Source organism: Guggenheimella bovis (genome assembly GCF_054492335.1).
This window is the reverse complement of record NZ_JBQWTF010000001.1, coordinates 442,210-456,025: the sequence shown is the minus strand read 5'-3', so window position 1 is coordinate 456,025 and position 13,816 is coordinate 442,210. Positions and strand designations below refer to the sequence as shown.

Genomic DNA, 13,816 nt, shown 5'->3' with positions numbered 1-13,816 from the left:
ATGAATCGTTTGATGGAATGTGTACCAAATTTTAGTGAAGGCCGTAATAAAGAAGTGATCGAAAAGATCATCGATACCGTTCGCGGAAAAGATGGCGTAAAGCTTCTTGATTACTCTTCCGATGCCGACCACAACCGCACGGTTGTGACACTCGTAGGAACACCTGAAGGAATTAAACCTGCGATCAAGGAATTCTGCCGTGTAGCAAAGGATCTCATCGACCTCAGAAAGCACGAAGGACAGCATCCACGTATGGGCGCTGTTGACGTCATTCCTTTCATTCCGATCTCTGGCATTACAAAGGATGAAGCCGTAGCATTTTCTAAAGAAGTAGCGAAGGAACTCTACGAGGAACTCGAGATTCCATCCTTCCTCTATGAGGACTCTGCTTCCACAGAAAAACGTAGAAACTTAGCAACCCTTCGTAAGGGTCAATTTGAAGGCATGAGAGAAAAAGTAAAGGATCCTGAATTCCACCCAGACTTCGGTGAGACGATTCACGACTCCTTTGGTATTGTAGCCATTGGCGCACGTCCTTTCCTCATCGCATTTAACATTAACCTCGCTACATCTGATCTTGCCATCGCTGATCGCATCGCAAAAGACGTTCGCTTTGTTGGCGGAGGTCTACGCTATGTAAAGGCTATGGGAGTGAAGCTTGAAGAGAGAAATATCACTCAAGTTTCCATGAACTGCACTGACTTTACAAAGACACCGCTACACCGCGTTTTCGAGATGGTAAAAAGAGAAGCAGCTCGCTATGGAGTAAACGTCCTCGGTTCAGAGATCATTGGACTACTTCCACTCCAAGCAGTGAGTGATACGTTCAGCTGGTACCTACAGACCGAGATCTATTCAGCCGATCAGATCTTAGAAAAGAAGATCATGGAATGAAGCTTCTTTTAAAGCATGCTAATCTCACGACCTTTTTAGGAAATAAGCCTCATAAGGGTCAGGAAATGCGTGAACTTCATACATTTACGGATACCGACATCCTCCTCTCTGACGGTGTGATCGAACACATCGGTTCGATCGATGAAGACTGTGAGACGATCGACTGTGAGGGAAGACTCGTAACTCCTGGTTACGTCGATAGCCACACTCACTTCATATTCGGTGGAGATCGCTCCAATGAATACCGCATGCGATTAGAGGGAGCGAGCTACCTTGAGATTAAAGAGCAGGGTGGAGGGATTCAAGCGACCGTAAAGGCGACGCGTGAAGCCACACTCGAGGATCTCGTTTCGAGCGGTAAAGAGCGTCTTAAGGGCTTTATCGCACACGGCGTTACGACCGCCGAATCAAAGAGCGGCTACGGTCTCGACTGGGAGACGGAAAAGAAGATGCTTGAAGCCATGGATGTGCTTCAAAAGGAAGTTCCGGTTCGCCTTGTAAAGACCTTTATGGGAGCGCATGAAATCGCACCAGAATTTAAAGGCGATGCCAAAGGATACCTCGACTACATTTTAAGAGAAGTTGAGCCCAAGGTAGAAGATGTCTCCTTCTTCGATATCTTCACAGAACGTGGCGTCTTTGAGATCGAAGAGAGTAGAGAGTTCTTAGAAGAGCTAAAGAGGCGCGGTAGAAAGCTCAAGCTTCACGCAGATGAACTTGCACCTATTGATGGAGCCGTATTAGCTGCCGAGGTAGGAGCTATTAGTGCCGATCACTTACTTCAGATCAGTGATCGTGGAATTGATGCCATGAAAGCTTCTGGTACGATCGCAACGCTTCTACCGATGACGGCCTTTAGTATTAAATCGGCCTATGCACCGGCTCGAAAAATGATCGATAAGGGCTTAGCTGTAGCACTTGCAACTGATTACAATCCGGGAAGCTGTCATAGCTATTCGATTCCCTTACTCATCGCTTTAGCGACAAACTATATGGGTATGACTACTCCTGAGGTATTAGCAGCGCTTACGATCAATGGGGCGTGTGCTGTGGGCCTCGAAGAAAAGGTCGGTACAGCTGAAGTCGGAAAGAGAGCAGATCTCGTCATTCACGACGTAAAGAGTCTCGATGCACTCAGTTATCTATTTGGCGTAAATACGGTTCAGACGGTCATTCAGAGCGGAAGAGTCGTTTACGATAAGAGGAGAAGCTATGTTTAAAGAAAAGACACTTAACGCATTCCTAGCAGATGTTTCAGGTAGTGAACCCGTTCCAGGTGGTGGTACTGTAAGTGCCGTAGCAGGAGCGATCGGTTCAAGTCTCATGGCCATGGTTTGTAACTTAACCATCGGTAAAAAGAAGTACGTCGAAGTTGAAGAAGAGATGAAGGACATCCGTGAAAAAGCAGAAGCATTCCGCGAAAAGCTCTTAGAGCTTGCCGATAAGGATGCAGAAAGCTACGGAGATGTCGTCGCTTGCTTCTCACTTCCTAAAGAGACGGAAGAAGAGAAGAAGCACCGCTCCGAGATGATTCAAAAGAATCTCTACAAGGCAGCTCTTACGCCATTAGAGATTGCACGTACTTGTCTTGAAGCACTCAAATATGTAAAGACTGTTTTTGATAAGGGAAACAAAAACGCATACAGCGATGCGAAGGTTGCAGCTGTCATGCTTCGTAGTGGCGTTTTTGCAGCCGTCTACAACGTCGAGATCAACCTTGAGAGCTTGACGGATGAGTCTTTAATCGCACCACTTAAAAAAGAAGTTGAAGGAATCATAGAAGAAGCAAAACAACTTGAAAAAGAAGTCATCGAGTAGGAGGAGACCGTGTATACGATCATCGGTGATACTAGTCTAGATACGACCTTAGAGATGCATAAAAGGTGTGATATTCGAAAAGTACCTTTTTCGATTCGCTTTGATCATACGACCTATGTCGATCGACCAGATGTTTCCATGGATGACTTTTTAACCGACATGAAAAACTCCAAGACCTTTCAGTCGGCTTGTCCATCACCCCAGGACTACATCACGGAGTTTGAAACAGCTTCTGATGAGGTCTATGTCATCACCATTTCATCGCATCTTTCAGGGTCCTATAACAGTGCGGTCTTAGCAAAAAATCTCTTTGAGAGCGAAGGCACCGATAAAAAGATTCATATCATCGACTCCAAGAGTGCAGCGAGTGGCTTGACGCTTCTTGCACTTATGATCATGGATCTAAAGGATCAAGGTAAGTCTTTTAAAGAGATCATCGAAGAAGTTGAAGCTTACACCGATCAGATAGGAACGCTTTTCGTCTTAAAGAGTTTAAATAACCTTAGAAAAGCAGGTCGTCTATCGAACCTCAAAGCCTTTTTAGCGACGACCCTAAACATCGTTCCTGTCATGTGTGGAAACGACGGTGTCATTGAAGTGGCTGCCAAGGTTCGAGGATCTAAGAAGGCGTATCAAACGATGCTCGATCTCATGGAAGAAAAGGCTGGCAATTTAGTCAATCGAATGGTCACCTTAAATCACATGAACTACTTAGAAAAAGCCCTAGAATTAAAGGCTTCCATTGAAGCACGCTTTCCTGTTCGAGAGGTTGTTATTCTTGAGGCAGGTTTGTTAAATACACTTTATGAGGACGAACAGGGTATTATCATTGCTTTCTAGTTGAATGCAACAAATTAAAATGATAACCTGTAATTGTAATTCATCGCATTAGGAGGAAAAAATGCACAAACGTCTATTTATTCCAGGTCCAGTTGATGTACGTGAAGATGTTCTTGAAAAAATGTCTACACCCATGATCTCTCACCGTGGCAAAGAGGCTACAGAGCTCCAAAAGAGCATTTCTGAGAAGATGCAAAAGTTGATGTACACACAAAACGACATCATCCTTAGCACTTCAAGTGGTTCAGGCCTCATGGAAAGTGCCATCCGTTCTTGCACCAAGAAACGTGCAGCTGTATTCAGCGTCGGTTCTTTCGGTGACCGTTGGCACGATATGGCTGTAGCAAACAACGTTCCTGCTGATTTATTCCAAGCAGAACGCGGTGAGCCAATCACACCTGAAATGGTAGAAGAAGTGATCAAAGACGGCAAATACGACGTCGTAACAGTTACACACAATGAAACAAGTAGCGGTATCATGAACCCTGTCAAAGAAATTGGTGCTGTCATTAAAAAATATCCTGACATTATCTTCTTAGTTGACACCGTAAGTAGCCTTGGTGGAGCTAAGGTAGAAGTTGATGCTTCCAATATCGATGTCTGCATCACTTCAACACAAAAATCAATCGGTCTCCCTCCAGGACTCTCCATCGCTTCTGTTTCTGCTCGTGCATACGAAAGAGCAAAGACAGTAGAGCACAGAGGATTCTACCTAGACCTCGTGAAGATCGTTGATAACGTTCACAAGAAGTTCCAATATCCTTCCACACCATCCCTTTCACACATGTTTGCACTCGATTACCAACTCACCTACATCCTTGAGAAGGAAGGTCTTGAGAATCGTTTTGCTCGTCATGAGAAGCTTGCTAACATCGTTCGTGCATGGGCTGAGAAGCACTTTGGCCTCTTCGCTAAAGAAGGATACCGTTCCAATACAGTTACATGTATTGAAAAGAGCCGTCATCCATTCGAAGTAGCAGATCTTAACAAAGAACTCGCTGAAGTTGGTTTCATGATCGGTAACGGCTATGGTAAGTACAAGGAAGAGACCTTCCGTATTGCTACAATGGCTGACTGCCAAGAAGAAACACTTCAAGAATTACTTCGTCACATCGAACGCATTCTCGGACTATAGGAGGAGACATGGCAATCATTTTAGCTAACGATGGCATCGAATCAAGCGCACAAAAAGAGCTTGAAGCGTTAGGCCATACTGTTGATACAACACACTATGATGGAGAAGACCTTCTAAAGCGCTTAGCAGAAGTTGACGTATGTATCGTTCGTTCCGCAACAAAGATTCGTGCAGAACAACTCGATGCTGGTAAAAAGGGCAACCTTAAGCTCGTCATCCGTGCTGGCGTAGGTATTGATAACATCGACGTAGCTCATGCTGAACAAATCGGCGTAGACGTTACAAATACACCAACAGCAAGTAGTGATGCAGTAGCAGAACTTGCACTTGGCCACATGTTCGCTCTTTGCAGAAACATCGGAGCAGCAAACGTTACGATGCGCAAAGGCCAATGGTTAAAGAAAAACTACAAGGGAACAGAAATTAACGGTAAGACATTAGGTCTTCTAGGCTTTGGTCGCATTGCAAGAAGTCTTGCTAAGAAGGCTCAAGCACTCGGAATGACAGTCATCTACACAAACCGCTCTGGTGCTAAGGCTGATGCTCCTGAGTTCAAGTATGTAGACATGGATACACTCCTTAAAGAGTCCGATTTCATCAGCTGCCACCTACCATTTAGCGGTGGACAAGCTCTCATCGGTAAAGCTGAGATTGAAAAGATGAAAGACGGTGCATTCATCGTAAATACAGCTCGTGGCGGTGTTGTCGATGAAGATGCATTAGTCGATGCAGTAGAATCCGGTAAGCTCGGTGGAGCAGCAGTAGACGTCTTTGTAAAAGAGCCAAACGAAAACGAACGCCTCTATACAAACGACAAGATCAGCATGACACCACACATCGGTGCTCAAACAGCTGAAGCTCAAGAGCGCATCGGTGCTAACATCGTTGAAATCATTAAGGAGCGCTTCTAATGGCTATCGTGCGTCCTTTTAAAGCGATTCGTCCGAACAAACAGGATGCATCAAAGGTCGCAAGTCTACCATACGACGTCATGAATCGTGAAGAAGCGAAGGAGATGGCAAAGGGCAATCCCAAGAGCTACCTCCACATCGTTCGCTCTGAGATCGATCTACCAGACTCCGTCGGTGACTATGAGCCAGAAGTATACCAAAAAGCAAAAGAGAACCTTCATGCTTTCGTCCAAAATGGCACGATGGCACAAGATAAGGAACCTCTCTTTTACATCTATCGCATGATCATGAAGGGACGTGTTCAAACAGGTCTTGTCGCTACGACATCGATCGATGAATACCTCTCCAATGACATCAAAAAGCATGAGTTTACACGTGAAGAGAAGGAACAAGACCGCATTCGTCACTTCGATGTAACGGATGCCAACACAGAACCGATCTTCCTCGCTTATCGCCATAACGATAAGATCGAAACACTCATGAACGATTTCATTAAGTTCCACGATCCTGACTATGACTTCACGACAGAAGACGGAATCACACACATCTTCTGGGCGATCACAGATCGTGAGACCAATGAGCAAATCGAACAAGAATTTAAACAAATTCCAGCTCTTTACATCGCTGACGGTCACCACAGAAGTGCATCTTCTGCTAAAGTTGGCATGAAGAGAAGAGAAGAGAATCCAAACTACAAGGGTGATGAAGAGTTCAACTTCTTCATGAGCGTACTCTTCAGTGACAAAGACCTCTTTATCATGGACTACAACCGTGTATTAAAGGATCTCAATGGTCTCAGTGAAGCTGAATTCATGGAACGCGTGAAGGAGAAATTCATCGTAACAGATGCTCCAGAAGCTCCCTTTAAGCCATCAAAGAAACATCACTTCGGTATGTTCATGGATGGCAAGTGGTACGAGCTCGAGGCGAAGAAGGAAATCATTAAGAACGATCCAATCGGTTCCTTAGACGTTTCCATTCTTCAAGAAAATCTCCTAAACCCAATCTTAGGTATTGGAGATCCTAGAACAGACAAGCGCATTGACTTCGTAGGTGGTATTCGTGGTCTAAACGAACTCGAACGCCGTGCTACAACCGACATGAAGGTTGCATTCAGCATGTATCCTACGACCATGGAAGACTTACTAAGCATTGCAGATAATAATCTCATCATGCCACCGAAGTCCACCTGGTTTGAGCCAAAGCTTCGTTCAGGATTATTTGTGCATTTACTACACGACTAAGAAGTTTGATCATTAAACGAGCTAATCCCCAAATATGGGATTAGCTCGATTTTTTTCTTTAGAAAAAGGAGAACTATGACAGTGTTATACAGCACACGACCTTTTCGCTTAACGTACGACGAAAAAAATCTGTTTGATTAAATCTTTAAATAATCTTTATCACATAAAATGATATATAAGCTATAATATAATCAGCATTATTTAACATGAGAAACCTACAAGAAAGATTATCTAGAGGTCTGTTGGAGCATTAAAAATGAAAAATCTAGCTTTAGAAGCAAAGAACTTAAAAAAGTATTATGAAATGCAAGGACACAGAATCGTCAAGGCTTTAGATGGGGTTGATTTATCGGTAGAAAAGGGCGAATTCTTGGCTGTCGTTGGTTCCTCTGGTTCAGGAAAGACAACGCTATTACACTTATTAGGTGGCTTAGATTTTCCAACCGAAGGTCGAGTAACTATTGAGGGACATGTTATTTCAGATATGAATGAGGATGAATTAACGGAGTTTCGTCGACGAAACATTGGCTTTGTTTTCCAAAATTTTAATCTTGTACCCATGATCAATGTTTATGAAAATATTGTTTTACCTTTAGAAATTGGTGGTGACAAGGTCGACAAGGAATTTGTTGATGATGTGATTGGTCGCTTAGGCTTGAAAGGTAAGAGGAACAACCTTCCGCATATGCTTTCTGGAGGTCAACAGCAACGTGTAGCAATTGCTAGATCATTAGCAGTAAAACCATCATTAATCTTAGCCGATGAACCGACGGGAAACCTTGACAAGAACACAAGTCTAGATGTTGTAGAATTGTTAAGAGAGGCAGTGCGTGAATTTGGACAAACGGTCGTAATGATTACACATGATGATAGGCTGGCTGCAGTAGCGGATCGAATTATTGTTCTTGAAGATGGGAAAGTAGTGTCTGTATGAATGAACTTGGTTTGGCTAAAAAAAGCATAAGAGCAAATAAAAAGCGAAATTTCTTTTTAATTTTTGCGATTATTCTGACCACTTTTTTGATTGCATCTGTGCTGAGTCTTGGGGCTAGTTTCCTGAAATCTCAGAGTGAGCAACAATTTCGATTTATGGGAACGAAGGCTCATGCAGTGATTTCTCAACCGAAAGCTGAGATCATTGAAAAAATTAAGGATGTTGACTTTATCGATAAAGTTGGAACTTCCATTACCGTTGGAGTTGTAGACGAAATCTTTAACCTTAAAAATGTGAATTTAAGTTTAACTAGTCCCGATCAAATTGAATGGGAATACTTCCGCTTGCCCACGGTAACAAATGTTCAAGGCTCTTTTCCCAAATCAGCGGACGAAATAATGATGCCTGATTGGATTTTTAGTCAATCTAAAATTAAGCCTAATCTAGGGATGAAGATTGAAATAAAGTATCATGTTGGTGCTCTCCCTTCAGTTAAAAAAACATTTAAATTGTCTGGGTACTATACCAGTTATATGCATGTTAGAAGCAATGGGATTGATAGCTTAATAGTATCAGATGCATTCGCAAATGAACATAACTTAAACCCTTCAGATTCTGGAGCGGTCTTCTTTACTTTCAAGAGGGGAGAGGTGTCAAAAAGTGCTACAGACTTAGCAACTGCACTAAGTATTGACCAAGAGGATATCAAAATAGTCCCTATTCATTCGTACTCTAGGACGTTCAAAAGTTTTGTTCCAATTATCCTCAGTGTTTTCTTTTTATTACTCACCGGATCACTTCTTATATACAATGTCTTACATATTTCATTAACCAATGATATTCGATTTATAGGATTGTTAAAAACATTGGGAATTAGTAGAGCGAAAATACGTCAATTTATTCTGTACCAAATAGCATGGCTCTGTGCTATTGGAATTCCAGTTGGATTAACGTTAAGTTTGGCAACTACTTTTATATTAGTACCATGGTTTATTAGATCTATGGGAACTGTCCAAACGGGAGCAAGTATATCTTTTTCTCCCCTCATTTATCTAGGTGCTATGTTGTGTACGATTATTGCGACATTGATTGGTTCTATGATGCCTATAAGAAAAGCAGCAAAGATTTCACCAATCGATGCAAGAAAATACTCAGAAATACTTCCATCAAAAAAGTTTGATCGCCATCTGGCATCTGGAAATTTATGGAAAATGGCGTATCGCAATGTGTTTAGGGAAAAGAAAAGAATTCTCGTTGTATTAGTCAGTCTTTTTCTAGGAATTACGACATTTATCACTGCTATGAGCTTGATTTCAGCAATGAGTGTGGACCATTATATTGAGAAATATGTTGAGAGTGATGTAAAACTAACGAATACCTCTATAGCATTGATTGAAGGAGAAGGTGAACCGATCTTAGATGATCAAAAGATTAAAGATATTGAAGCACTACCTGGTATTATTGAAAGTTATTATGATGAAGTTGCCTACATACAAATAGAGCAAACAGAAGGTTTAAACGAACATCTTAAGAACGCTGCACTTTCTTGGCCTAGCAATATGCTTCAACAGCAGAATTTTTTTAGTGTCGTAACAGGAATTGACGTAAAGGCATTATCGCAAATTAAAACCGAAATAGATAGGGAACAATTTAGGATGGGAAAAGCGGTCCTTATTGCAACAGGTCATCCTGAACTTTATAGTACGTTAAAAGATATCACATTTATTTCAAAAGCAGGTAATAGAGTTCAAGCACAAGTTGCAGGATTCGCTCCACCAAGTTTTCACCAAAACATACAAGGCCCAGCACCAAATATCATTGTTTCGCTAGAATTTATCGAAACAATGGATCCATCTACATTGAAAAGTGTTTTGTATATTAATGTGGATAAAAATCAAGAAGAAGCCATATTATCTTCTATCGAAAAAGCCATTTCTTTCTTGCCAGGAATCGAATTGACTTCTCGTTTAGAAACAGAAAAATCAATGAAACAATCCAAGATGCTTTTCTATATTTTGGGTGGTGGAATGGCTTTGATTCTAGGTACTATTGGCCTTCTTAATTTCGTGAATACAATGTCGATTAACATCATTACAAGAAAGAGAGAATTGGCACTCTTTGAATGCATTGGAATGGGAAAGAAAAAGCAAAAACAGTTACTCATTAGAGAAGGCCTGATTGTTGCTGGTATTACGATTTTATCGGTTTCTACATTAGGAGTTTTAATTGCGTATGGCTTTTTCAAGCTCTTTCAGAAGGAAGCCTCCTATGCAGTGTTTCAATTTCCGACTCTTCCTTTCTTAGTAATTGTGGGATTAGTATTAGCAGTTTGTTGTTTCACTCCTACTTTGGTCTATAGACAAATTAGAAAAGAACCCTTAACTACTCGAGTTCGATATGAGGAGTAGCTAAAGAAATAGGCTTCTATTGTATGTCGTTATGAATTTTCTTAAAAGGATCTTTTCCAATACTAGTTGCTTGTTTTTTTGCCATATGAGACGCTTTAACCAGAAGTTCGTGTTTCACTGACTGAGAGATGCCAAAAGTTGTAAGACATTATATTTAGGGTAATTATGAGCTGGAGGTAGCTATGGCATTTGATATTGCATTTAATCTTAGTGGTGAAGCAAGAGAAGCTGGAAAGTTCTACAGTGAAGTCTTTCAAACACCTGTGAATGGTCTTATGACCTATGGAGAAATTCCTGATGGGGAAGTGATGGAACTCGATAACGAAGCGAGAGACCTCGTCATGTACTCCGACATTCAGGTTCAAGGAAGGACGATCATGCTCTGGGATGCTATTCTAGAAGCTGGAATCGTAAAGGGAAATAATATCTCCCTATCCCTTTCTTTTGATTCTGAGGAAGAGCTTCGAAGAGTCTATACTCTTTTGGGAAGAGATGGAACAGTAGAAAATGAACTGATTTCCACGTTCTTTGCTCCTCTCTATGGAGAGATTACCGATAAGTTTGGCGTTCAATGGATGCTAACACTCGAAGGAAAGACGGAGTAGGGATAAGAAAAAGGAAAAGAGTCGAAGGTTTCGACTCTTTTTTAGTGTAGAGAAATGATGTTCTTTTTGTAGTGAGAGTAGGCTTTTTTAAGCTTCTTTGTGGTATCGGTAAGCTTTAACTGAAGCTTACTTACAGTTTCTAAGTCTCTCTTTTCAATGGCATGGTGAAGTTTTGTCACAAGCGAGTAAGATTCCTTCGTATCCTTCATGAGTTTTACGATGGCTTTCTTAATCTTTTGATAGCGTTCACAGTCGATCTCATTAAGCTCTTCGTTTTCATGAAGAGGCGTTAGTCTTCTTAAGATCTCGATCTCTTCTGGAATCAATCGTCCACTCACTTCAGCGAGCCAGAGGTTTGTGATATAGCTCATGTACCCTGAAATGATGGCTTCTGTAAAGACACCTTCTTTTAAGAGCATCTCGTGATCGTTCTTTTCAAAGTCTTCGATAATTTCAAAGATGGTTCTTGGCGTTCTACCGAAGTAGAGAGAACGCTCTTCTTCTGTAAAGGATTCAAAGATGTTTTCTTCTGAGCGGTAGGCGAGAGCTGTGTTTAAGTACGTCGCTTCTTCTCCTGGAGCCTTGGAAAGCTCTTTTAAGAGGGCCTTTGAATCTTTATCAAAGCTATAGCTAATGCCGTCCATCATGGCAGAGACACTCGCTGCACTTAATAGATAGGAGTTTGAAGAAGCGTTGGGGCTTCTAAGCTCAAAGCGCGTAGCAAAGGGGTTATCGAGGTCTCGAATGAGTCCTACGAGAACGGTGCGGTTACGGCTTGGTTCGTCGACGGTGTGTCCGAGAGAGCAGACGGTCGAAACGGGTGCTTCAAAACCTGGTTGTAAGCGGTTTAGTGCATCGATTGTATTCGAGATGAAGGGGTTAATGATAGGGTAGTGCTTTAAGAGCCCCATGAGTGCACCGTAACCGAAAATGCTGAGGTAGTCGTCTTTCGTGTTCGGTGTAAAGAGGTTATGAGCTTTACCAAGGGAGTCTATGATGCTTACGGAGATGTGATGGTGTTCACCGCTACCACTGACGCCTTCAATGGGCTTGGCTTTAAAGGTTACGTTCATGCTATGACGGTGGAAGATGTCTAGAATGAGGTCTTTTACGAGCCACTCGTGATCGATCGCTTGGAGGGCATCTGCGTACTTCCAGTCGATCTCCACCTGTTCCATGTGTGCGTATGTGTCGGCTCCAGAAAGCTTTGAACCGACGCCACCGACTTCCTTATGGCCCATCTCAGGCTTTAATCCGAAACGCTCCATCGTGATGAGCGTTTCTTCCATGGCATCTCGTAACGATCCGATGAGTCGTTTCCAGTACTGTTCCTTAAGCTTCTGTGAAACGAAGAGGCTCTCTTCATCTTTTGAAACTTGTAAGCTTTCGACCCAGAATTCTAGTTCTGTCGCAAGGGTCAGCTGAACCTTTTTAATCGATGGAATGCCAAGTGCATAGAAGGGTTCAGGATTCTTTTGAAAGAGCTCTTTCATGAAGTGATCGAGTCCTTCTGTAGCACGCTGAAGAACACCACGTGAACCTACGACCTTCCCGTGGTGTGAAAGAAAGCTCGGTATGAGAAGGGTGCCGTTGGGCTCTTTCGTTTCACTGTGGTGGATGGCGTAGTCTACAAACCACTTGACGTTACGGTCAGGGATGATATCTACCTTGGCGTCGTTGATCTCTGCGATGCCTGTGAGAACGACCGAGGAACCGTCAGTCTGGATACCATAGGTTAAGTATTCTTCGAGGTTATCTAAGAATTCTTTGATCGGAATTTTTTCATCGGTATGGTTATTACCTAGGTCTACGCTTACGAGACTCGCAAAGAGAATCTGTGGTTCGGATTCGATGAGTCGGCGAATTTCACCGACCGATTTGTCTTTTACATCAAAATAGTATTTCATTGTGCTTTTTCCTCAGTTTGTTGTTTTTGTGCCACAATGGCAGGCCATAGACCACTGATAATGACGAGGGTGATGATACCTATGAATACACCGAAGATTCCGAGGAAGCGGAAGCCTAAGTATACGGTCATTAGGGTGATGAGTGGGTTAATTCCAATCTGTACACTGATGACACGAGGTTCAATCGATTGACGTGTCACGAGTAGACATAAGTAGAGTACAAAGTGCCAAAAGGCTCTAATCCAGTTGGCATAGATCATGTTGTAGAGCATGAGTGGAGCGATTGCCGCACCTGCTCCTAAGACGGGAAGTGCATCTAAGACAGAGATCACAGCTCCCATGAGAAGCCAGTGGCGATAGCCTAAGAGAAGGAGTCCGATGGAGATTACGATAAAGATTCCACACATGACAACGAGCTGTGCTTTGACCCAGCTACCGATACCGAAGCTCGCGCTCTTTTTGAGTCTTCTTGCGATTTTCCCAACGATCGGTTGTTTTTTAAAGAAGCGTCTAAAGAACTCCACAATGCGATCGTATTCGATGCTAATAAAGAAAGAGCTGATGATACTGATCAAGATGTAGAAGGCCGTACCTGGAAGTGTTTTTGCAAATTGGAAGAGGCTTCCACCGCTTGGTAGGACACTGTCTGCAAGCTTTGGACTGATCTTCGTTAAAAAGGTTTGGTAGGAGTCTTTAATCACACTTGGATACTGCTTTTGTAGTTCGTTATAGCTCGCTTCGATGACGCTTGAAAGCTTATTACCGAGACCGTAGATGTTCGATGAGATCTTAGCAATTTGCCCTCCCACGGCTTTTCCCAGAAAGAAAAAGAGTCCTCCAATAATAGCGATCACAAGAATCACTGCGACAACGGCTGCAAAGGTCTTTGGAAGCTTAGTCTTAACGAGAGCTCTTTTAAAGGGCTTTGCAAGGCTTGCAATGAGAAAGCCTATGATAAAAGGCATAAAGAGATTCACAAACCAAAGGCCTAGAAAGACGAATGCGAAAATGAGAATGCCACCTACGACGATGGCTAGTAATTTATTTATAAACGGATTATCCATAATTCCCCTCCACGCTAATTATAGCATTATTTTCTTATCATTTGAGTGATTTTATG

Annotated in this window: 12 protein-coding genes; 10 read left to right on the top strand and 2 right to left on the bottom strand. The window is 42.4% G+C overall.

Annotation, left to right across the window (positions count from 1 at the left end):
- The 10 genes from ftcD to ACUB3H_RS02340 all read left to right on the top strand — a co-directional run bounded on the left by ftcD (nt 1) and on the right by ACUB3H_RS02340 (nt 10,789).
- Complete coding sequence (gene ftcD / locus ACUB3H_RS02385; protein ID WP_459129050.1) at nt 1-894, top strand: glutamate formimidoyltransferase; 894 nt, start codon at nt 1-3, stop codon at nt 892-894.
- A complete protein-coding gene (hutI, locus tag ACUB3H_RS02380; protein ID WP_459129049.1) occupies nt 891-2,114 on the top strand; it encodes an imidazolonepropionase in 1,224 nt (407 codons plus the stop codon). The genes ftcD and hutI overlap by 4 nt, the downstream gene beginning before the upstream one ends.
- A complete protein-coding gene (locus tag ACUB3H_RS02375) occupies nt 2,107-2,712 on the top strand; it encodes a cyclodeaminase/cyclohydrolase family protein (protein ID WP_459129048.1) in 606 nt (201 codons plus the stop codon). The genes hutI and ACUB3H_RS02375 overlap by 8 nt, the downstream gene beginning before the upstream one ends.
- Before the next feature lie 9 nt (nt 2,713-2,721).
- Nucleotides 2,722-3,552 (top strand): DegV family protein, encoded by an 831-nt coding sequence (locus ACUB3H_RS02370; protein WP_459129047.1) that lies wholly within the window; start codon nt 2,722-2,724, stop codon nt 3,550-3,552.
- A 61-nt stretch (nt 3,553-3,613) separates the two neighbouring features.
- Nucleotides 3,614-4,687, top strand: a complete 1,074-nt coding sequence (locus tag ACUB3H_RS02365; RefSeq protein WP_459129046.1) for a pyridoxal-phosphate-dependent aminotransferase family protein — start codon at nt 3,614-3,616, stop codon at nt 4,685-4,687.
- 8 nt (nt 4,688-4,695) lie between these two features.
- Entirely contained in the window at nt 4,696-5,598 is a 903-nt protein-coding gene (locus ACUB3H_RS02360) for a D-2-hydroxyacid dehydrogenase (protein ID WP_459129045.1), read from the top strand.
- Nucleotides 5,598-6,842, top strand: coding sequence for a DUF1015 domain-containing protein (locus tag ACUB3H_RS02355; protein ID WP_459129044.1), 1,245 nt, complete (start codon nt 5,598-5,600; stop codon nt 6,840-6,842). The genes ACUB3H_RS02360 and ACUB3H_RS02355 overlap by 1 nt, the downstream gene beginning before the upstream one ends.
- Nucleotides 6,843-7,098: 256 nt before the next feature.
- Nucleotides 7,099-7,776: an ABC transporter ATP-binding protein gene (locus ACUB3H_RS02350; protein WP_459129043.1), complete on the top strand. Its 678-nt coding sequence runs from the start codon at nt 7,099-7,101 to the stop codon at nt 7,774-7,776.
- A complete protein-coding gene (locus tag ACUB3H_RS02345; protein ID WP_459129042.1) occupies nt 7,773-10,184 on the top strand; it encodes an ABC transporter permease in 2,412 nt (803 codons plus the stop codon). The genes ACUB3H_RS02350 and ACUB3H_RS02345 overlap by 4 nt, the downstream gene beginning before the upstream one ends.
- Nucleotides 10,185-10,366: 182 nt before the next feature.
- On the top strand, nt 10,367-10,789 hold the full coding sequence (locus ACUB3H_RS02340) for a VOC family protein (RefSeq protein ID WP_459129041.1): 423 nt from the start codon (nt 10,367-10,369) through the stop codon (nt 10,787-10,789).
- A 41-nt stretch (nt 10,790-10,830) separates the two neighbouring features.
- Here ACUB3H_RS02340 and ACUB3H_RS02335 read toward each other — a convergent pair whose 3' ends face one another.
- Both ACUB3H_RS02335 and ACUB3H_RS02330 read right to left on the bottom strand, forming a co-directional pair.
- Nucleotides 10,831-12,696: a type I glutamate--ammonia ligase gene (locus ACUB3H_RS02335; RefSeq protein WP_459129040.1), complete on the bottom strand. Its 1,866-nt coding sequence runs from the start codon at nt 12,694-12,696 to the stop codon at nt 10,831-10,833.
- A complete protein-coding gene (locus ACUB3H_RS02330) occupies nt 12,693-13,760 on the bottom strand; it encodes an AI-2E family transporter (RefSeq protein WP_459129039.1) in 1,068 nt (355 codons plus the stop codon). Before ACUB3H_RS02330 ends, ACUB3H_RS02335 begins: the two co-directional genes overlap by 4 nt.
- Nucleotides 13,761-13,816: the final 56 nt, after the last annotated feature.

Bases quoted from the DNA above. Each gene is read 5' to 3' on its own strand.
- ftcD (WP_459129050.1), top strand. From the start codon at position 1: ATGAATCGTTTGATGGAATGTGTACCAAATTTTAGTGAAGGCCGTAAT.
- hutI (WP_459129049.1), top strand. From the start codon at position 891: ATGAAGCTTCTTTTAAAGCATGCTAATCTCACGACCTTTTTAGGAAAT.
- ACUB3H_RS02375 (WP_459129048.1), top strand. From the start codon at position 2,107: ATGTTTAAAGAAAAGACACTTAACGCATTCCTAGCAGATGTTTCAGGT.
- ACUB3H_RS02365 (WP_459129046.1), top strand. From the start codon at position 3,614: ATGCACAAACGTCTATTTATTCCAGGTCCAGTTGATGTACGTGAAGAT.
- ACUB3H_RS02360 (WP_459129045.1), top strand. From the start codon at position 4,696: ATGGCAATCATTTTAGCTAACGATGGCATCGAATCAAGCGCACAAAAA.
- ACUB3H_RS02355 (WP_459129044.1), top strand. From the start codon at position 5,598: ATGGCTATCGTGCGTCCTTTTAAAGCGATTCGTCCGAACAAACAGGAT.
- ACUB3H_RS02350 (WP_459129043.1), top strand. From the start codon at position 7,099: ATGAAAAATCTAGCTTTAGAAGCAAAGAACTTAAAAAAGTATTATGAA.
- ACUB3H_RS02345 (WP_459129042.1), top strand. From the start codon at position 7,773: ATGAATGAACTTGGTTTGGCTAAAAAAAGCATAAGAGCAAATAAAAAG.
- ACUB3H_RS02340 (WP_459129041.1), top strand. From the start codon at position 10,367: ATGGCATTTGATATTGCATTTAATCTTAGTGGTGAAGCAAGAGAAGCT.
- ACUB3H_RS02335 (WP_459129040.1), bottom strand. From the start codon at position 12,696: ATGAAATACTATTTTGATGTAAAAGACAAATCGGTCGGTGAAATTCGC.
- ACUB3H_RS02330 (WP_459129039.1), bottom strand. From the start codon at position 13,760: ATGGATAATCCGTTTATAAATAAATTACTAGCCATCGTCGTAGGTGGC.